The sequence below is a fragment of the Treponema sp. OMZ 788 genome (assembly GCF_024181245.1).
In the GTDB taxonomy this organism is placed as follows: domain Bacteria; phylum Spirochaetota; class Spirochaetia; order Treponematales; family Treponemataceae; genus Treponema_B.
On sequence record NZ_CP051199.1, the window covers coordinates 2,105,171 to 2,122,937 of the forward strand.

The 17,767-nt window shown below is 41.2% G+C and carries 31 protein-coding genes and 2 pseudogenes; 3 read left to right on the top strand and 30 right to left on the bottom strand.

Translation table 11 applies throughout. The features are described 5' to 3' along the window. The first annotated feature begins 4 nt into the window (after positions 1-4). On the top strand, positions 5-877 hold the full coding sequence (locus E4O00_RS10420) for a ketopantoate reductase family protein (protein WP_253677306.1): 873 nt from the start codon (positions 5-7) through the stop codon (positions 875-877). Here the strand turns inward: E4O00_RS10420 and E4O00_RS10425 are convergent. Then, positions 872-1,654 carry a glycerophosphodiester phosphodiesterase gene (locus E4O00_RS10425; protein ID WP_253677307.1) on the bottom strand — a complete coding sequence of 261 codons (783 nt, stop codon included), beginning with the start codon at positions 1,652-1,654 and terminating at the stop codon, positions 872-874. The two genes, E4O00_RS10420 and E4O00_RS10425, sit on opposite strands and share 6 nt — an antisense overlap. 105 nt (positions 1,655-1,759) lie before the next feature. On the opposite strand from E4O00_RS10425, the gene E4O00_RS10430 reads away from it, so the two are divergent. After that, the gene (locus E4O00_RS10430; RefSeq protein WP_253677308.1) at positions 1,760-3,091 is read left to right on the top strand and encodes an MFS transporter; all 1,332 of its coding nucleotides are present in this window, start codon (positions 1,760-1,762) and stop codon (positions 3,089-3,091) included. Positions 3,092-3,129: 38 nt separating this feature from the next. On the opposite strand, the gene E4O00_RS10435 is transcribed toward E4O00_RS10430, so the two are convergent. Continuing rightward, positions 3,130-3,414 carry an acylphosphatase gene (locus E4O00_RS10435; protein WP_253677309.1) on the bottom strand — a complete coding sequence of 95 codons (285 nt, stop codon included), beginning with the start codon at positions 3,412-3,414 and terminating at the stop codon, positions 3,130-3,132. After that, positions 3,407-4,240, bottom strand: a complete 834-nt coding sequence (locus E4O00_RS10440; protein WP_371922693.1) for a PHP domain-containing protein — start codon at positions 4,238-4,240, stop codon at positions 3,407-3,409. Before E4O00_RS10440 ends, E4O00_RS10435 begins: the two co-directional genes overlap by 8 nt. A 345-nt stretch (positions 4,241-4,585) precedes the next feature. Here E4O00_RS10440 and E4O00_RS10445 point away from each other — a divergent pair. Continuing rightward, a pseudogene (locus E4O00_RS10445) lies at positions 4,586-4,883 on the top strand (TIGR02328 family protein); the annotation flags it as partial. 108 nt (positions 4,884-4,991) lie between these two features. Here E4O00_RS10445 and E4O00_RS10450 read toward each other — a convergent pair. The 27 genes and pseudogenes from E4O00_RS10450 to rplC form a co-directional block, all read right to left on the bottom strand. Further along, complete coding sequence (locus E4O00_RS10450) at positions 4,992-5,207, bottom strand: hypothetical protein (protein ID WP_253677311.1); 216 nt, start codon at positions 5,205-5,207, stop codon at positions 4,992-4,994. Beyond that, complete coding sequence (rplQ, locus tag E4O00_RS10455) at positions 5,191-5,730, bottom strand: 50S ribosomal protein L17 (RefSeq protein ID WP_253677312.1); 540 nt, start codon at positions 5,728-5,730, stop codon at positions 5,191-5,193. The genes E4O00_RS10450 and rplQ overlap by 17 nt, the downstream gene beginning before the upstream one ends. After that, positions 5,720-6,775 (bottom strand): DNA-directed RNA polymerase subunit alpha, encoded by a 1,056-nt coding sequence (locus E4O00_RS10460; RefSeq protein ID WP_253677313.1) that lies wholly within the window; start codon positions 6,773-6,775, stop codon positions 5,720-5,722. Before E4O00_RS10460 ends, rplQ begins: the two co-directional genes overlap by 11 nt. A gap of 10 nt (positions 6,776-6,785) precedes the next feature. After that, positions 6,786-7,166, bottom strand: a complete 381-nt coding sequence (rpsK, locus tag E4O00_RS10465) for a 30S ribosomal protein S11 (RefSeq protein WP_253677314.1) — start codon at positions 7,164-7,166, stop codon at positions 6,786-6,788. A gap of 23 nt (positions 7,167-7,189) precedes the next feature. Then, entirely contained in the window at positions 7,190-7,555 is a 366-nt protein-coding gene (gene rpsM / locus E4O00_RS10470) for a 30S ribosomal protein S13 (RefSeq protein WP_253677315.1), read from the bottom strand. A 16-nt stretch (positions 7,556-7,571) separates the two neighbouring features. Further along, positions 7,572-7,685 carry a 50S ribosomal protein L36 gene (gene rpmJ / locus E4O00_RS10475; protein ID WP_002672206.1) on the bottom strand — a complete coding sequence of 38 codons (114 nt, stop codon included), beginning with the start codon at positions 7,683-7,685 and terminating at the stop codon, positions 7,572-7,574. Between the two features lie 47 nt (positions 7,686-7,732). Beyond that, a pseudogene (secY, locus tag E4O00_RS10480) lies at positions 7,733-9,050 on the bottom strand (preprotein translocase subunit SecY). Between the two features lie 13 nt (positions 9,051-9,063). Further along, positions 9,064-9,516, bottom strand: coding sequence for a 50S ribosomal protein L15 (gene rplO / locus E4O00_RS10485; protein WP_253677316.1), 453 nt, complete (start codon positions 9,514-9,516; stop codon positions 9,064-9,066). Continuing rightward, positions 9,516-9,701, bottom strand: a complete 186-nt coding sequence (gene rpmD / locus E4O00_RS10490; protein WP_002670028.1) for a 50S ribosomal protein L30 — start codon at positions 9,699-9,701, stop codon at positions 9,516-9,518. The genes rplO and rpmD overlap by 1 nt, the downstream gene beginning before the upstream one ends. A 4-nt stretch (positions 9,702-9,705) precedes the next feature. Then, entirely contained in the window at positions 9,706-10,227 is a 522-nt protein-coding gene (rpsE, locus tag E4O00_RS10495; RefSeq protein WP_253677317.1) for a 30S ribosomal protein S5, read from the bottom strand. 8 nt (positions 10,228-10,235) lie between these two features. Beyond that, positions 10,236-10,598 (bottom strand): 50S ribosomal protein L18, encoded by a 363-nt coding sequence (gene rplR, locus E4O00_RS10500; RefSeq protein WP_253677318.1) that lies wholly within the window; start codon positions 10,596-10,598, stop codon positions 10,236-10,238. Between the two features lie 10 nt (positions 10,599-10,608). After that, on the bottom strand, positions 10,609-11,148 hold the full coding sequence (gene rplF, locus E4O00_RS10505) for a 50S ribosomal protein L6 (protein WP_253677319.1): 540 nt from the start codon (positions 11,146-11,148) through the stop codon (positions 10,609-10,611). Positions 11,149-11,158: 10 nt separating this feature from the next. Beyond that, positions 11,159-11,557: a 30S ribosomal protein S8 gene (rpsH, locus tag E4O00_RS10510; protein WP_253677320.1), complete on the bottom strand. Its 399-nt coding sequence runs from the start codon at positions 11,555-11,557 to the stop codon at positions 11,159-11,161. A 10-nt stretch (positions 11,558-11,567) separates the two neighbouring features. Further along, positions 11,568-11,753 (bottom strand): type Z 30S ribosomal protein S14, encoded by a 186-nt coding sequence (locus tag E4O00_RS10515; RefSeq protein ID WP_002670020.1) that lies wholly within the window; start codon positions 11,751-11,753, stop codon positions 11,568-11,570. 11 nt (positions 11,754-11,764) lie between these two features. Next, positions 11,765-12,316 carry a 50S ribosomal protein L5 gene (gene rplE / locus E4O00_RS10520; RefSeq protein ID WP_253677321.1) on the bottom strand — a complete coding sequence of 184 codons (552 nt, stop codon included), beginning with the start codon at positions 12,314-12,316 and terminating at the stop codon, positions 11,765-11,767. Further along, positions 12,316-12,630, bottom strand: a complete 315-nt coding sequence (rplX, locus tag E4O00_RS10525) for a 50S ribosomal protein L24 (protein ID WP_253677322.1) — start codon at positions 12,628-12,630, stop codon at positions 12,316-12,318. Before rplX ends, rplE begins: the two co-directional genes overlap by 1 nt. Before the next feature lie 9 nt (positions 12,631-12,639). Beyond that, the gene (rplN, locus tag E4O00_RS10530) at positions 12,640-13,008 is read right to left on the bottom strand and encodes a 50S ribosomal protein L14 (RefSeq protein ID WP_253677323.1); all 369 of its coding nucleotides are present in this window, start codon (positions 13,006-13,008) and stop codon (positions 12,640-12,642) included. A gap of 18 nt (positions 13,009-13,026) precedes the next feature. Beyond that, positions 13,027-13,299 carry a 30S ribosomal protein S17 gene (gene rpsQ / locus E4O00_RS10535; RefSeq protein WP_253677324.1) on the bottom strand — a complete coding sequence of 91 codons (273 nt, stop codon included), beginning with the start codon at positions 13,297-13,299 and terminating at the stop codon, positions 13,027-13,029. 11 nt (positions 13,300-13,310) lie between these two features. Continuing rightward, positions 13,311-13,520, bottom strand: coding sequence for a 50S ribosomal protein L29 (gene rpmC, locus E4O00_RS10540; RefSeq protein WP_253677325.1), 210 nt, complete (start codon positions 13,518-13,520; stop codon positions 13,311-13,313). A 12-nt stretch (positions 13,521-13,532) separates the two neighbouring features. Further along, entirely contained in the window at positions 13,533-13,952 is a 420-nt protein-coding gene (gene rplP / locus E4O00_RS10545) for a 50S ribosomal protein L16 (RefSeq protein WP_253677326.1), read from the bottom strand. A 2-nt stretch (positions 13,953-13,954) separates the two neighbouring features. After that, positions 13,955-14,674, bottom strand: coding sequence for a 30S ribosomal protein S3 (rpsC, locus tag E4O00_RS10550; RefSeq protein ID WP_253677327.1), 720 nt, complete (start codon positions 14,672-14,674; stop codon positions 13,955-13,957). A gap of 2 nt (positions 14,675-14,676) precedes the next feature. Further along, entirely contained in the window at positions 14,677-15,039 is a 363-nt protein-coding gene (rplV, locus tag E4O00_RS10555; RefSeq protein WP_253677328.1) for a 50S ribosomal protein L22, read from the bottom strand. A 4-nt stretch (positions 15,040-15,043) separates the two neighbouring features. Next, positions 15,044-15,322, bottom strand: coding sequence for a 30S ribosomal protein S19 (rpsS, locus tag E4O00_RS10560; protein ID WP_253677329.1), 279 nt, complete (start codon positions 15,320-15,322; stop codon positions 15,044-15,046). Positions 15,323-15,334: 12 nt separating this feature from the next. Then, complete coding sequence (gene rplB / locus E4O00_RS10565) at positions 15,335-16,165, bottom strand: 50S ribosomal protein L2 (protein WP_253677330.1); 831 nt, start codon at positions 16,163-16,165, stop codon at positions 15,335-15,337. Between the two features lie 33 nt (positions 16,166-16,198). Then, a complete protein-coding gene (locus E4O00_RS10570; RefSeq protein WP_002672216.1) occupies positions 16,199-16,483 on the bottom strand; it encodes a 50S ribosomal protein L23 in 285 nt (94 codons plus the stop codon). A 2-nt stretch (positions 16,484-16,485) separates the two neighbouring features. Next, complete coding sequence (gene rplD / locus E4O00_RS10575) at positions 16,486-17,121, bottom strand: 50S ribosomal protein L4 (RefSeq protein ID WP_253677331.1); 636 nt, start codon at positions 17,119-17,121, stop codon at positions 16,486-16,488. A gap of 14 nt (positions 17,122-17,135) precedes the next feature. Beyond that, the gene (gene rplC, locus E4O00_RS10580) at positions 17,136-17,762 is read right to left on the bottom strand and encodes a 50S ribosomal protein L3 (protein WP_253677332.1); all 627 of its coding nucleotides are present in this window, start codon (positions 17,760-17,762) and stop codon (positions 17,136-17,138) included. Positions 17,763-17,767: the final 5 nt, after the last annotated feature.

Consider the following 17,767-nt stretch of genomic DNA (forward strand, 5'->3'; position numbering starts at 1 on the left):
ACAAATGAAAATTTTAATTTATGGGGCCGGGGTTATAGGCAGTTTATATGCGGTTTATTTTTCAAAAGGAGGCTCTGATGTTTCAATTTATGCAAGGGGAAGCCGTTTGCAGGAGATAAAAGAAAAAGGTCTATCCTATTTTGAAAAAAATAAAATAAAAACTGTAAATGTGAAAGTGCTTGAAAAAGTTTTTGATGATGATATCTACGATTTTATTTTTTTGACCGTCCGTGAAGATAACTTAAAAGAAGCATTGACCGAATTAAAAGAAAACAAGAGCAAAGCCATCGTTACAATGGTAAATACCATAAGCCCCTATGCCGAGCTTGAAAAACTTTGCGGAAAAGGAAAAATTCTACCGGCTTTTCCGGGAGCAGGCGGCAGTATTGATGACGGTATCTTGGATGCAGCTCTCACTCCCCGTCTTATTCAGCCTACAACATTCGGGGAAAAAGACGGCAAACACACTGAACGCTCAAAACTTCTAGCTGCTCTTTTTAAAAAGAGCAGAATTCCTTATCAGATTGTCCCCGATATGCATAATTGGCAGCTTTCCCATCTTGCAATGGTCGTTCCGCTTGCGGATGCTTATTATAAAAGCGATGAACCTGAAACAGTATACTTAAACAAAAAAATTATGTACGAAGCGGGTAAAACGATGAGGGATAATTTTAGGCTCTTGGCAAAACGGAAAATGCTTTCGCCCAATAAATTTTATCTTGTTACGATTTGCCCTCTTTCTCTTATCGCCTTCATCTTAAAACTAACATATATGAGCGAATTTGGAAATAAGTTTATGTACCGCCATTCAATGAAGGCTCCTAAAGAGATGCAAAAACTAAAAGAAAATCTTAATCTTGTTTTAAAGAATTTATAAAATTTCCTTTATATCCTGAGGCCTATTAGAAGTAATTCCGCTTACTCCTCTTTTGATAAACTCCGCGGCCTTTTCTTTATCGTCAACAGTCCAGCACCAAACTTCTTTATTTTTCTTTTTAGTAAAGCATTTATAGGAAGGTTTTAACACATCAGGCTTACAAAAAGCCAAACCCCTGCCCTTTTTTAAAAAGAAGGGAGTATTGGGATGATTGTCATAGATTAAGGCTGTAGGAATATCGGAACATATCTTTGAAAAATATTTTATTGCAAAGGGATTAAAAGAAGAAACCAAAAATCTATGCGGATTTTCAGGCAAAACTTTTAAAATATCTTTTAATACTTGATAAGTTTTTTCTACAACATCCTTGTATTTTAAGTTATCTATTTTAATTTCTATATCGACATAGATATCGGAGCCTAAAAGTTTAAGCACATCGTACAGCAGAGGAAGCCTTTCTCCCTCATACTCTTTTGAAAACCAAAGACCGAAGTCGTATTTTTGTAATTCTTCCCAAGATAAATCTTCAACTTTCAAATCCGGAGCTTCAAAAATTTCTCCATTCTCATAGAGCCGTCCTGTACGCTTAATTGAGGAATCATGAATAACAACAAGTTCTCCTGTTTTGCTTAAGTGAACATCCAATTCGACTCCGGGGATACCCAGCTCTACAGCTTTTTCAAATGAGGCCATAGTATTTTCGGGAGCAAGACTCGGAACACCTCTATGGCCAAACAAAAGAGGCCTTTTTGCATTAGGTAAAATTTCTTTATGCATATTTCTTTTCCTCATAAATTAAATAATTTTTATTTTTACTATAGAGATTATACCAAATATAGGTTATACTGTTAAGAGAAAACAAAAGTTTTTATTGGAGAAGTTATGCAAAAACAAAAAGACGGATTTAGAAAATACCTTCCGATAACTTTTTTAATCGGAGCAGGTTTTTTTACGATGGGACTTATGGATCCATTGTATGACAGTTATGTAACGATTTTTTTAAGCCGTTATATTCCTTTTAAATGGCTTGTCGGAATGTTGATGTCTCTTGATAATGTTTTGGCAATATTATTAATCCCCATTGTTTCGGCATGGTCGGATCGAACCCGGACAAAAATAGGAAGACGAATGCCGTGGATAATTGTTCTTCTTCCCCTGTCGGCAATTACCTTTAGTTATATTCCCTATGCAGCAAAGACCTCATTAACTGCATTGATAATAGTGCTTGCCTTGCTTAATTTATTTAAACAATCGGTGCGGGGCCCGGTAATTGCTTTAATGCCTGACATTGTTCCCGCGGAATTCCGCTCCCAAGGAAACGGAGTTATAAACACTATGGGAAACATTGCAGCAATAGTCGGAACATTATTTTTAGCTCGCCTAATGGATGTCGATACAGTGCTGCCGATATTGGGACACACAAAGGATGTTCTTTCCTTTCCTGCAGCAGGTCTTTTGGTAATCCTGGCAACCCTAATGCTCTTTCTCTTTGTAAAAGAAAAAAATGTTCCGCCTCCCGACTCACCTGAAAATAAAGAAGAAAAGAAGGTGCCGTTTTTACAAGCCATGAAAACCGTATTGGCCGGACGAAAAATTGAAGGTGAAGAAAAGCCTGATAAGAGTGCTCTCTTCGTTCTCCTATCACTTTTTTTATGGTTCCTAGGCTATCAGGGAATGTTGCCCTACATTGCCGAATACAGCATAAAAAACTTCGGTGTATCTACAGGACAGGGAGCCTTTGCAGCAGGAATGGTAGGCATAGCCTCAGCCTTGTCAGCCATTCCAATGGGATATGCCGCAAGTAAGTGGGGACGAAAAAGAATGATAAGGATCGCCTTAGTCGTTGTCGCAAGTTTGTGTATAGCCCAATTTTTCTTAACCGAAATTGCCTACATCCTAGGACTTGCAGGAGGACAAATAAAATATCTTTTTTGGGGTATGATGTTTATCTTCGGTATTTTTTGGATCTGTATAATAGCAAACTCCTTCCCGATGCTTTGGCAAATGGCAGGCTTTTCTCATATAGGTCTTTATACAGGCTTATACTATACCTTTTCTCAAGGAGCTGCAATAATAGCCCCCTTCCTTGCAGGTCTTATAATCGACTTTGCAGGCCACAGGGCCGTCTTTGTATACTGTGCATGTTTTTTCCTTCTTGCATGGCTTATGATGGGAAGGGTTACAAGAGGCGAAAAACACGATAAGGTAGAATAAACTTTTATTAAGATGTTTGACCGGCAGATTTAAGTTTACTATACTTCAATCCGAAAGTCAGCATATCCTTTCACCTGAACTTCTTCGGAATTAAGGCTTTCAACACGGGCATAGGGATGCTCGTGTTTGAGAGCATAAATAAATTCTCCGAGGGTTTCCGTATCGGCTTCTGCAAGAATCTCTACCGAGAAATCTGCGCGGTTGCACACCCACCCCTTTACTTTAAGGCTCCTTGCAAGAGACCGGGTCCAATAACGGAAGCCCACGCCTTGAACCCGGCCCTTTACTATAATATGAAGAGCCCTTAAATTTTCTCTATCCATTGGCTGCCATAAGTTTAGAAGAGTCCAAATATTCAAAACCCAGGGCTTCGGCAGTATCTATAGGTTTAATCCCTAGAGTATCGGCAAAAGCGATTGCATTCCTACAGCCCAAAATAGTATGTTCAGGGAAATGAGCATCAGAGTTACAGATAATCCTTGGCCCCATATCCCAAGCCAGTTCCCAAAATTGCCGAACAGGGTAAATAAACTCATCGATTCCGGAGCGTTTAATTTTTCTTTTGAATGTACCATAGCCGTTTATTTCTATCGGCATATCAAGATCAATAGCAGCTTCTATCAAAGCCTTCGAGCAAGCCATGTGATCGGCATCTATCTTTGAAACATTCGCCAAAAAAAGATCGGGGTGAGCCAAAAAATTATAAAGACCGGAAGCCATCCCTTCAATGGTAAAATCTATATATCCGAAAAGTTCTTTTTTTGTAAGGTTAGGAGCGTATTCCAAAACACCATTAGAATCATACCAATGGGAACCCAAAACCAAAAAATCCGATTTCATTTCTCCTCTTAAAAAATCCTTGTACCAGTTCTTATAGCGAGGATGCCACTCGCACTCAAAGCCGAAATATACCGGGAAGGGCGCATCAATAACGGCTTCCTCCACCATGCTCTTATAGAGATTTATCTCATACTCTCCCATACGGCAATAATCCCATGAAGAATCGGGATAGGGGCAATGGTCCGAAAAACCGAGGGCCGAACAGCCGTCCTTTATAGCCTCTTTTACATAATCGACGGGTCTGCCGTCAGCATGTTTACACAAATAAGTATGCGTATGGAAATTGCTTATTAAGTTAGTTTCTTTCATCAACATAATTTTATTTATTATAGAAGGCTTTGTCAATCGGAGAATATAGCGGCAAACACATCATCGTTTTATCCTCGCAAAAAACGTAGGCTGTTCAACCCGCCTTTCGCCGCTATGCGGCTGCAAGAGGGGTATTCACAGCCTATTTTTTTGCTATTTTATTTAACCCCATGATGCGTTTGCCCTTTTTTGAAAAATGTGCGAAATTTTGTTTAAAATTTCGCACAGAAAGAAGGCAACCGCTTCAGAAACATTCCGGTGCAGTTACCTTAATAGAAGAATAAAATATGGAATTTTGTGATACAGTTTCTACATAAAACAAAAAATATCATAGAGTGTTAAAAAATGAGACTATGGCACCAAGACCTGATACAAAGACTACCGACACAGCAGCTATTAGGCCAGCACAGAGAATGCTGTGTATTACGAGGAAACGGCTGGGGGAAAAAAGCATTCTGTAGTAGACTATGTATTTTTATATTCACCGTACAAACTTTTTCAATACCATAAACTGGTAATGGAAGAGATGCACAAAAGAGGCTATAAGGTTTCAGAAGAATGGTTAGATCAAAATTACAGAGGAAAAAAATGTCCGCCATACGAGGACCTAAAAAAAATCAAAAAAACCTATCCTATTTACAAGGAACATGATGAAAAATATATGCAGGAATGTATCACTAATCTCCATGGAAAAAATATAGATACATAAAAAAACGCCCGCATCCAAGGCGGGCGTTGTGCAAAAAAGGCTTTATTCGGCCGATGTTTCAGCCGGTTTGTCTGCAGATGTTTCGGCAGCCTTTTTATTCTTGATGTTTGCTCTGCATATTTTGCAGATCTTTGATTTTGCACCGTTAATCTCTTGTTCGTATAAAACTTTGATTCCGGTTTTGTTACATACGGGGCATACCCCGCGTCCGCGGTTTTGCTCTGCGCGGATTCCCTTACCTCTATGAGCCTTTGACACGGTTGTACCTCCGATTTGATGAACTATCTACTACCTGATCGGTATTTTTCTTGTGTTCGGATTCACCCTTTGACGATTTAAAACCGACTTCTTTTTTGGAAGCCTTCTTGTCATCGGATTTTTTCGAATCATCTTTTTTCTTTGCATCCTTTTCCTTTTTTTCAAAGTCATAGTCTACAAGTTCCAAGATAGCAACATCAGCTGCATCGCCTTCACGGAAGCCGATTTTTAAGATACGGGTGTAACCGCCGTTTCTGTCTTTCATTCTAGGCCCGATATCGCTGAATAGTTTTTTTACAATATCGTCATCCCAGATATACTTTGCAGCATGCCTTCGGTTGTTGAATGTATCAACCTTTGAGCGGGTAATCAATTTTTCCGCAGTTCGGCGTACTTCCATCGCTTTTTGTTTTGTTGTCGTAATCCGCTCGTACTTAAATAGCGATGTAACCATATTTCGGTGCAAAGCACGGCGATGTGCAGTTGTACGCGAGAGCGGATTAAAGCCGTTCTTATGCTTCATCTGTTTCTTCCTTCTGTCTTGATACTTTTATAGTATTTTTTAGATGACTGTAATCAGTCATACCCAAACGCAAATTGTATTCCGCCAACTTAGCATGAATTTCATTCAAAGTCATTCTGCCGACATTGCGCATACTTTCGATCTCATCTTCCGACTTTTGAGCCAGCTCGCCGAGAGTTTTAATACCGGCCGAATCCAAGCAGTTTTTAGCCCGAACGGAAAAATCGAGAGTAGTAATTGAAGTTGCTAAAAGCTGCTTTACTGCTGTTTCTTCATCATCGTCTTCATCTTCACCAAGATAATCATTTTCATTAAAATTAATAAAGATGGAAAAATGATCTTTTGCAATTTTTGCAGCTTCGCCCAATACATCCTCAGGTCTAACAGTACTGTCAGTCCAAATTTCAAGAATGAGCTTATCGTAATCGTTTCTCTGTCCTACTCGGCAAGGCTCAATAGCATAGCTTACCTTCATAACAGGACCGTAGATTGCGTCCATTGGAATAGTTCCGACAATTTCAATGTATTTTTCATTAACCTCTGCCGGTACATAACCTCGGCCGAAATCTACTTGAACATCAAACGAAACATTAGCACCCTTCATCAATTCCATAACATGGAAAGGTTCGCCTAAAATTTCAAGCTGTCCTTCAACGGCAAAATCTTTGCTGGTTATCGACGCAGGCCCCTTAAATTCAAAATGAAAGTCACCTTGTTCCGACTCATCCGATAAACGGAGGCGGATCTGCTTTAGCTTATTTAAAATTTCCAGCGTATCTTCCGAGACATTCGGAATATTTTCAAACTCACTTGAAATTGTGTGGGGTACGCCGTCGGCATCGTAAGATGTTATCAACACTGCCGATATAGCATAACCTTGTATTGAAGACAATAAAATTCTCCTCAAACAATTTCCGATGGTAGTTCCAAAACCGGTCTCAAAAGGTGATGCCGTAAACTTACCATAGCTTTCGGTTGATTCTTGCTGAGCAAATTCCAAGCCTTTCGGCTTCTTAAATCCTTTTAAAAGATTTTTACGGGCCATTCGCGTCTCCTTATATTCGGCGCGTCTTCTTGGGACGGCAGCCGTTGTGCGGAATGGGAGTTACATCGCTGATTGAGCGAACCTTTAATCCCATTGTTCCAAGCGTTCTGATAGCCGATTCGCGTCCAACTCCGGGACCTTTTACAAAAACATGAACCTCATGCAAGCCGTAGGGCTGGCACTTTTGAACAGCTGCTTCTGCAACGGTCTGAGCCGCAAAGGGTGTCGATTTTTTGGCACCGGCAAAGCCTAAGCCGCCTGAAGATGCCCATGAAAGAACATTTCCCTTTAAGTCGGTTATCGTAATAATTGTGTTATTAAAGGTTGCTTGAATATAAACATTGCCTTCATATATGCTTTTCTTTTCTTTTCTTTTCTTTACAGTAGCCATGTTTTAATTACCTCCAACCACGATTATTTCTTCTTACCGGCAACGGTCTTCTTCTTACCCTTGCGTGTTCTGGCATTTGTCCTAGTTCTCTGCCCGCGTACCGGAAGACCCTTTCTGTGTCTTTGACCGCGGTAGCATCCGATATCCTGAAGACGCTTAATATTTAAAGCCACTTCAGTTCGAAGGCGGCCTTCTACCTTGTATTCTCTGTCAATCAACTCACGGATTGCAGCTAACTCGGCTTCATCCAAATCATTCATTTTTTTCATCGGATCAACCTTTGTTGCTTCACAAATTTTGTTTGCCGATGAAGTCGAAATTCCATAAATGTACGTTAATGAAACATTAACATGTTTATTAGGGAGGTCAACTCCCGCAATACGAGCCATTATCCAGTGTCCTCCGTTAACCTTGTCTTTGTTTATGCTTAGGATTTGTACAGATTATCCGTACTATTCCGTTGCGCTTAATAACCTTGCATTTATCACAAATAGGCTTTACACTTGTTCTAACCTTCATATCCACTCCTTTAAAGAACGTATTTTATATCATTCTTAAAAAAAATTCTATAGGTTCCTTGATCTAATCTTGCCTTTTTTAAGCAAGCCGTCATGATGGTGCATTTTAAGCAATGCTTCAACTTGGCTCATTGTGTCCAAGTCAACACCAACCAAAATAAGCAGTGAAGTTCCGCCCATCAACATCGAAATATTTCTGGGGAAACTAAACGCCCACTGAATTACAGTAGGAAGTACTGCAATTGCAGCCAAATAAAGCGAACCGGGCAATATTAACCTGTTTAAAATCTTCTGTAAATATTCTTCAGTTTTGTCGGTTCTGATTCCCGGAATCGATCCGCCGTTTTCCCTTATTTGTTTTGCTATTTCCGTGGGGTTAAGTGCAACCTGTGTATAAAAGTAAGCAAAGAAAACAATCAAAACAACATATAGAATGTTATAGCCCCAACCGTCTGCACGCAAAAATCTTGCAACTGCAGCAAGCCAAGACACATTCGGTCCCCACATCTGTGAAAGCATGAGGGGGAAGGTTAAAAATGACGAAGCAAAAATGATGGGAATAACACCTGAGGGGTTAATCTTAAACGGAATATAGGTATTCTGTCCGCCATACATTTTTCGGCCGATAACGCGCTTTGCATAATGAACCGGTATTTTGCGCTGACCTTGCTGTTCGTAAACAACCAAGGCTATGATTCCGACAAACATTGCAAAAGCAATAATTACGAACACAAGGTTCAATTCGTTATTGCTTACAAGCTTGATCAACTCCCAAACAGCCTGAGGAAGGCGGGCAACAATACCTGCAAAAATCAGCATCGAAATACCGTTTCCGATACCTCTTGCAGTAATCTGCTCACCCATCCAAACGGTAATCATGGTACCTGTCGTTACCGTAACCATCGTAATAAACAAGTGCAAAACAGGACTTGAAATTACAACGGCACCCGGAATCGCTCTGGCCCATGTACCGACAGCGGAAGATTGAAGAAGAGCAACAAAAACTGTAATGATTCTTGTCCAAACTTGAATCTTTTTGCGTCCTCCGTCTTCTTCCGCTATTTTTTTTAAGGCGCGGGAAAATAATCATGGCAAGCTGCATCAATATCTGAGTCGAAATATAGGGCATTACACCGAGCATAAATACCGAAAAGTTCGAAAACGCTCCTCCAACAAAGAAGTCCATGTGATCTGCAAAAGCATTTCCCTGACCTTGCCGGAAATACATTGTAAGAGCCCGAGGATCGATACCGGGGATGGTGAGTACCGAGCCTAAGCGGAAAACTGCTAAAACTATGATCGTAAAAAGAATACGGTTTCGTAAATCCTTTATTTTGAACATATTTGCAACTACATTATTAGCCATTTTTTACCGCCTTTTATGCTTCAGACTGAACTATTGTTCCGCCTGCCTTTTCTATTTTTTCCTTGGCTGATGCCGAAATCTTATCTACATCAACCGTCAATTTTTTTGTTATATCTCCTGTTCCCAAAACTTTAACATAAAGAGAACCTTTGCGGAGAAGGCCTTTTTGCATCAAGGACTCTTTGTTGACGGTTTCACCATCGCTGTACTTTGTTTCGAGCATGGTAAGGTTTACAACATAGAATTCCTTTTTAAAAGGATAGTTTGAAAATCCTTTTTTTGCAACGCGTCGGTACAAGGGCATCTGACCGCCTTCAAAGCCGGCATAAACCTTACCGCCTGAACGGGCTTGCTGACCCTTATGTCCCTTTCCGGAAGTTTTACCCCAACCGGAAGAAGAACCTCGGCCTACAATCTTCTTTTTATGAGTTGCTCCTGCAGGAACAGTTAAATTAAATTCGGACATTAGTTTAACTCCTTAACTTCAACCAAGTGAGCAACGCGTTTTACCATACCTAAAACGGCAGGATTTGCATCATGCTCAACTGTGGAATTAAGCTTTTTTAATCCCAAAGAGCGGATAGTCGAACAAACCGGCTGCTTTTGACCGATTGTACTTTTTACTAATTTTACACTAATTCTCTTTGCCATTTACTTACCCCCATACATCCAAAAGGGTTTTTCCGCGGTTTTTAGCAATTTTTTTGCCGTCCATCAAAAGACTTGCAGCATCAAATGTTGCCTTAACTACGTTTACAGCGGAGCTTGATCCCAAAGACTTAGAAAGCAAGTCGGTAGCACCGGCAGCTTCCATAATAGCACGGATTGTACCGCCTGCGATAATTCCCGTACCGGAACAAGCAGGGCGTAAAAGGACCTCGGAGCCCTTGAACTTTCCTTGAACCTCATGAGGAATTGTGCCGTTTTTAAGCGGAAAGGTTACCATATTGGCCTTTGCCTTTTCGATACTCTTTCGGATAGCATCGCTTACATCATTTGCCTTACCGAAACCGTATCCGACTCGTCCTTTTTGATCGCCGACAACAGTAAGTGCAGAAAAGGAGAACCTGCGTCCGCCCTTTACAACCTTGGCTGTTCGGTTCAATTTAACAAGCTTTTCAACATATTCTTTATCGGTATGCTGGTTATCCCGTTTTGATTCTTTTTGATGACTCATAACCTCTCCTAAAACTTAATTCCTGTTTTTCTTGCACCATCGGCAACGGCCTTTACAACACCGTGGTAAAGATATCCGTTCCTGTCAAAAACAACAGTGTCAATATTTTTTTCCTTGAGGCGCTTGCCGATTTCTTCACCGACCTTTGCCCCAGATTCAACATTAACCTTAAGCGATCGAAGATCTTCTTCCATTGTAGAAACGGCAGCCAATGTCTTGCCCTCTACATCGTCAATAACCTGAACCGAAATGCGTTTATTGCTTCGGAAAACGGTCATGCGCGGGCGTTCTGCAGTACCGAAAATAGACTTTCGAATGTGCATCTTTCGCTTAAATCTTTTTCTATCTTTATCATTACGTTTTTTGTCCATAATACTACCCTTACTTTACACCGGACTTACCGACTTTTCGCTTGATGATTTCGTCTTCGTAACGAATTCCCTTGCCCTTATAGGGTTCAGGGCCTCTCAACTTTCGTACCTGAGAAGCAAATTGTCCAACCGCTTCTTTTGAAGATCCGGAAATGATAACCTTTAACTGGTCAACCTTTACCTCAATTCCTTCAGGAATAATGACCGAAAAATCGTTTGAATAACCTAGGGCCATTACAAGGAGCTTGCCTTGAACTTCAGCTCTATAACCTACACCATTGATTACCAATGTTTTTGTAAAGCCTGTGCTTACACCTGTTACCATGTTGTTAAGAAGGCTTCGATATAAACCGTGATAAGCCCTTGTCTGAAGGGAATCATTTTTCCTTGTTACAAGAACATGATCAGCCTCGACCTTAAAGTCAACAGCTTCGGTATGATAGCTTTGCGAAAGTTTTCCCTTAGGTCCTTCAACGGTAAAAGTACCGTTTGCAACATTCACTTTTACACCTGCAGGAATAGCAACAGGCATTTTTCCAACTCTTGACATATTGCGCCTCCTACCAAACCTTGCAAATAAGCTCGCCGCCTACTTGGTTTTCGCCGGCGGCTTTTCCGGTAATGATACCTTTTGAAGTCGATACAATAAGAGTACCGTACCCGTTAAAAACTCTCGGTAAGCTCTTATAACCTAAATATACTCGGCGGCCGGGTGTTGAAACTCTTTCAATTCCGTGAATAACCGAAGATTCTTTATCATCGTATTTTAAGAACACACGGATACTGCTGGCCCCTTCCTGGGTCATCTTTTTAAAGTTTTTAATATACCCTTCCGATTTAAGAATACTGATAATTTCCCATTTCATTTTTGAAGAAGGAACATCAACCGATTCGTGACCGGCGGAAGCAGCATTTCTAATTTTAGTGAGCATGTCTGCTATTGGATCTGAAACACTCATTATCTACCTCCTACCAACTTGACTTTGTAACGCCGGGGATTTGCCCTTCGCTTGCTAATTTTCTAAAACAAACACGGCACATCTTGAATTTTCGCAAATAACCTCTGGGTCGTCCGCAAACCTTGCATCTGTTATACTGTCGTGTCGGATACTTCGCTTTTCTGTTAGCTTGATTAATTTTTGCAACTGTAGCCATGAAATCCTCTCTTACTTCCTAAAGGGCATACCAAACTTTGCAAGAAGCGATCTTGCCTCTTGATCAGTCTCGGCAGAAGTTACTACGTTCACATTCAATCCTGAAATGCGTTCGATCTTATCGAAGTCGATTTCGGGGAAGATGATCTGCTCGGTAATACCCACTGAATAGTTTCCGCGACCGTCAAAACCGTTCGGGTTAACTCCGCGGAAATCCTTAACACGCGGCAAAGCAACATTGATAAAGCGGTCTAAGAATTCATACATTCTGGCACCGCGTAGTGTTACCATTGCCCCAATCTCATTTCCCTCACGAAGTTTAAAGTTTGCTATACTCTTTCTTGCCTTTGTTTTCACAGCTTTTTGACCGGTGATTATCTCAAGGTCAGTTACTGCAGCATCAAGTAGTTTCCTATTCGTGAGAGCTACACCAACACCCATGCTTACTACGACTTTTTTAAGCCGAGGAATTTGCATAACAGAACTGTAGTTAAATTCCTTCTGAAGCTCGGGCATGATTTGTTCTGTATAGACTTTCTTAAGCCGAGGTACGTAATTACTCATTATAACGTTTCTCCACACTTACGGCAAACTCTTATTTTTTTGCCGTCCTTTATTTCGTATGCAATTCGGGTTTTGCCGCATTTTTTGCATATAATCATAACATTGGATGCAGATATCGGAGCTTCAATTTCTACAATTCCGCCCTGATCCTGCTGGCTTCTTTTGCGCATGGCTTTTTTTATCATATTAAGTCCGCCGACGATAACCTTGTTATCTTCCTGCAAAACTTTTACGACTTCGCCCCGCTTGCCCCTTTCCTTACCTGCAATGATTTCAACACTATCATTGCGGTGAATTTTCATCTTTCCTGCCATAAACTCTCCTTAAAGAACTTCCGGAGCAAGAGAAATTATCTTCATGTAATCATGATCACGAAGCTCTCTCGCTACAGGGCCGAAAATACGTTTTCCCTTGGGGTTTTTATTATCATCAATGATTACGCAAGCGTTATCATCAAATCTGATATAAGTTCCGTCGGGACGGCGGTATTCTTTTGAAACACGCACAATAACGGCTTTTTGTACCGCACCCTTTTTAATAACCGATGTGGGCAAGGCTTCTTTAACTGCCACAACAATTATATCCCCAATACCTGCGTATCTGCGTTTTGATCCGCCGATAACCTTAATACATTCGACGAGTTTAGCGCCTGAGTTATCGGCAACGTTTAATCTTGTTTCAACCTGTATCATTTACCTTAACTCCTTGCCTTACTTAGCCCGCTCAATAACTTCAGTAAGCATCCAAGCCTTATCCTTACTGATAGGCTTATGCTCTACAATTCTTACCGTATCGCCGATGTGAGCTGTGTTCTCTTCATCGTGAGCCTTGTATTTTTTACTGCTCGATACATATTTTTTGTAAAGCTTATGAAGCTTTTTGGTTCGGACCTCAACAACGATGGTTTTTTCCATCTTGTCGCTTGTTACTATTCCGACAAACTCGCGCTTCCCGATTTTTTTCATGTTTTCTGTTGTTTCCACGGGTTAAGCTCCTAATTTGCACCTTCGCCTGCCAATTCTTTTTGGCGGATAAAGGTGTTTAACATCGCTATTTCACGACGCATAATTCTCTTTTCAAGCGGGTTGTCCAAATGGCCTACCACAGCTTGAAATCTCAAATCCATGTATTTTTGCTTTAGATCATTGCGTTTTGAAACAAGTTCCTTATACGACATTTCTCTGTACTTTGACTTCTTTTTCATTTTAAACGCTCCTTAGTCGGCCTGAATCTGCTCGGCAAACCTTGTTTTAAAGGGAAGTTTGCTTCCTGCCAAGGTCATAGCCTGTTCGGCCAAATTCTTATCAACGCCGGCTAATTCAAAAATAATAGTTCCGGGTTTTACAACCGCTACCCAGTACTCAGGTGCACCTTTTCCGCCGCCCATTCGAACTTCAGCGGGTTTCTTTGAATAGGGTTTATCCGGAAAAACTCGAATCCACAATTTTCCGCCTCGCTTAATCTTACGATTTAAAGCAACACGGGCAGCTTCAATTTGTCTGTTTGTAAGCAAAAAAGGCTCGAGAGAAACTAAGGCGTATTCGCCGAAATCGATGTTGTTGCATCGTGTAGCTTCGCCCTTGATTCTACCGCGCTGAACCTTTCTATGTTTTACACGTTTGGGACTGAATGCCATAATTATTGCCTCCCTGCTTGAGCGGTTTTTTCAGATCGGGGTCTTCTTTGCTTTTTAAGCAAGGCGCCTGCATCTTCTTTTTGTTCTCCGCCAAACATCATTCCGCTGTAAAGCCATACCTTAACACCTATTTTTCCATAGGTTGTGTCGGCTTCAGCAAAACCGTAGTCTATATCTGCCCGAAGTGTGTGAAGAGGAACTCGTCCTTCTTTCATTTCTTCGGTTCGCGACATTTCAGCACCGCCTAAGCGTCCTGAAATTCTAACCTTTATACCTTGGGCACCGGACCTCATTGTATTAAAACAAGCCTGCTTTAATACCTTTCGGAAAGAAGCTCTTCCGGCAAGCTGGCGTGCAACATTTTGAGCAACTAAAGAAGCCCTCAATTCGGCTCTCTTTACTTCCTTAATCTTAATTTGCACTTTTTTGCCGAGCTTTTTCTGTATAACAGCTCCGATATTTTCGATATTGGCACCTTTTACACCGATTATAACGCCGGGCCTAGCAGTATGAATCATAATCGTGATCCTCTGGGGATGACGGATGATTTCAACTTCGGCAATGTCGGCATTTTTGCATTCAGGGATTTCCTGAATCATAGCTCGAATTTTTAAATCCTCAAGCAGCAAGTCGGCATAATTTCGGGGGCCTGCATACCAGCGAGACGACCAAGTTTTGTTTATACCAAGTCTTAATCCTGTAGGGTTTACTTTCTGTCCCATATCTACTCTCCTGCTCTCTCGTCAACGACAACTGTGATATGACACATGCGCTTTAAGAGCATGTCTGCACGGCCCTTGCCGCGACACCAAATTCTTTTTAGCCTAGGCCCTTCGTCAATCATAATTTCCTTAACAAAGAGCATGTCTTCATCAAGCTGCTTATTTTTGTAAAGAGCATTTGAGGCAGCCGATTTCATTGTCTGAGAAATTAAGACGGCTCCCTTTTGAGGCATATTTTCTAAAATAGCCATTGCTTCCGGATAGGGCTTGTTTTTTACAACATTAGCTACCGGTCTTACCTTGGTAGGTGATGCAATAAGAAATTTAGTTGTTGCTCGATATCCTGTTCTTTCAGTCATCTTCATTCACCTATCTTCCAACCTTCTTGTCAGAGTTTGCATGTTTGCGGAATGTGCGCGTAGGAGCAAACTCTCCAAGTTTATGTCCAACAAGATTCTCGGTGATATAAACCGGAATCCACGTCTTGCCGTTATGAACCGAAATAGTGTTACCAACCATTTCAGGTATAATTGTAGAACAGCGGGAATAAGTCTTAATCGGCTTCTTTTTGCCCGATCTGTTCATCTCGTTTACGTTCTTAAAAAGACTCTTTGCAATAAAAGGTCCCTTTTTAACTGATCTTGACACTTCTGCAACCCCCTACTTCTTCTTCTTTCGTCTTGAGACAATGAAGCTATCCGAAGGATTGCGCTTCTTGCGGGTCTTATAACCCTTACAAGGCTGTCCCCAAGGAGTTACGGGATGTCTTCCCTTTCCTCGTCCTTCACCGCCTCCGAGGGGGTGATCAATCGGGTTCATAGCCATACCGCGAACGGTGGGTTTAATTCCAAGCCATCTTGATCGACCGGCTTTGCCAAGACTTGTATTCATATGATCTTCATTGCCGACTTCGCCTATTGTTGCATAACATTTTTTGTTTACCAAGCGAGTTTCTCCGGAAGGCAACTTTATGGTAACATATTCGCCTTCTTTTGCAGCAACCAATGCGCCGGCACCAGCCGAACGCGCCATTTGTCCGCCTCTTCCGATTGTAAGCTCAATATTGTGCACGGTAAAGCCGACGGGAATTGCTTCCAAAGGAAGAGCATTTGCAACATCCAATGTAGCCATTTCGCCGCTCATAACTTTTTGACCGATTCTTAAACCCTTGGGAGCGATGATATATCTCTTTTCTCCGTCAGCGTAAAAAATCAATGCAATATTTGCACTGCGGTTAGGATCATACTCGATTGTCCTTACAGTGCCCGGAATACCATATTTGTTTCGCTTAAAATCGATTTGTCGGTATTTCTGTTTATGTCCGCCGCCTTGGCCTCGAACTGAAATGCGTCCTCTTGAATCGCGACCGGCTCTGTTCTTTTTGCCTGTAGTCAATGACTTTTCAGGCTTTTGAGCTGTAATTTCATCTTTTCGCAAATCAATTCGTCCGCGCAATCCGGGCGTCATCGGCTTATATTCTTTTAGAGCCATTTTGCTATCCCCTTAGCATAAGCACATTAAGGCTTACGCACCTTCAAAAATCTTAATCGTCTCGCCCTTAGCAAGTTTTACGGTTGCCTTTTTCCAAGATGAAGTTTTACCTTCCTTGTAGCGGAGACGCTTAGTCTTTCCTCGAACATTAACAACAGTACAATCGGTAACTTTTACATTGAACAATCTTCGTACTGCTTCCTTTATCTGAATCTTGGTAGCCTTCGGCGCTACTTTGAAAACATATTTGCCCTGCTCGCGAAGTTCTGTGCTTTTTTCGGTAAGAACAGGCGCGATAAGTATATCATTGTATTCCATTATTATTCGGCCTCCTTACATCCGTAAAAATCGGAAAGATTTTTTGCGGCAGATTCAAGCATGATAACTTTTCGGCCGTAGAATAAATCATGGGCTCGAAGGCGGTTATATGCCAAGAATGAAAGATGCGGAATATTGCGTCCTGCTCTTTTTACCAAAGAATCATCATCCTTTAGAATTATAACAGTGCGCTCGCCCTTTGCAAAGTTATTTAAAATCTTTACAAGGTCGCGTGTTTTACCGCTTTCTACCGTAAAATCTTCGACAACCACTAACCTGTCGTTCTGAGCTTTAAGGCTCAAAATTGACTTCATAGCCAATCTTTTTGCCTTTTTAGGCATAGAATAGCTGAAATCTCTCGGTTTAGGTCCAAAAATAGTTCCTCCTCCGACTAAAAGAGGGGATTTTTTATCACCGCGTCGTGCACGTCCTGTACCTTTTTGGCTGTAAGGCTTGGAATTTGAACCGTGAACCTCAGCTCTGCCCTTTGTACAAGCCGTTCCGACTCGTTTATTGGCTAGTTCATTATTGATGGCGTAGTAAATAACATCATCATTTACGGGAAGACCGAACACCTTGTCATCAAGATTAATTGTCCTCAATTCTTTACCATCGACTGAATAGACTTTCTTTTCCATGTCTTCTACCGTCCTTATTTAGCCCGCTTTACTGCGGATTTTAAGAATACAGTTGCATCCTTTTTACCCGGAACAGAACCGCGAACCATTATAACACCTAATTCAGGATCAATCTTTACGATTTGCAAATTTTGAACGGTAACCTTGTCAAAACCCATTCTTCCGGGCATTGTCGTATTTTTAAAAGAACGACCCGGAGTTGTACAGTGTCCCGTCGAACCTGCTTCACGGTGAAACTTAGAACCATGGCTTGCTCTACCGCCTCCATAGCCCCATCGCTTCATAACACCCTGAAAACCTTTACCTTTTGAAATTGCCGTAATGTCTAAATACGGAACCTTTTCAAAAACCTCTACACCAAGCTTATCACCTACTGCAACTTCTTTGTCAAAATCACGGAATTCCTTTAAAAGTTTTAAAGGCTTAATGTCTCCGCTGAACTGTCCTGCATAGGGTTTACTGGTGTGCTTTTCTTTGAGTTCACCCAAGCCGAGCACTACTGAAGAGTATCCGAACTTTTCCTTGTCCTTTAGTGCAACAACGGTATTGGGTTCTACCTGAATAACTGTAACCGGCATAAGGTGACCGACTTCATTGAAGATTTGGGTCATGCCGATTTTTTTTCCAATCAGTCCAATCATTTAAT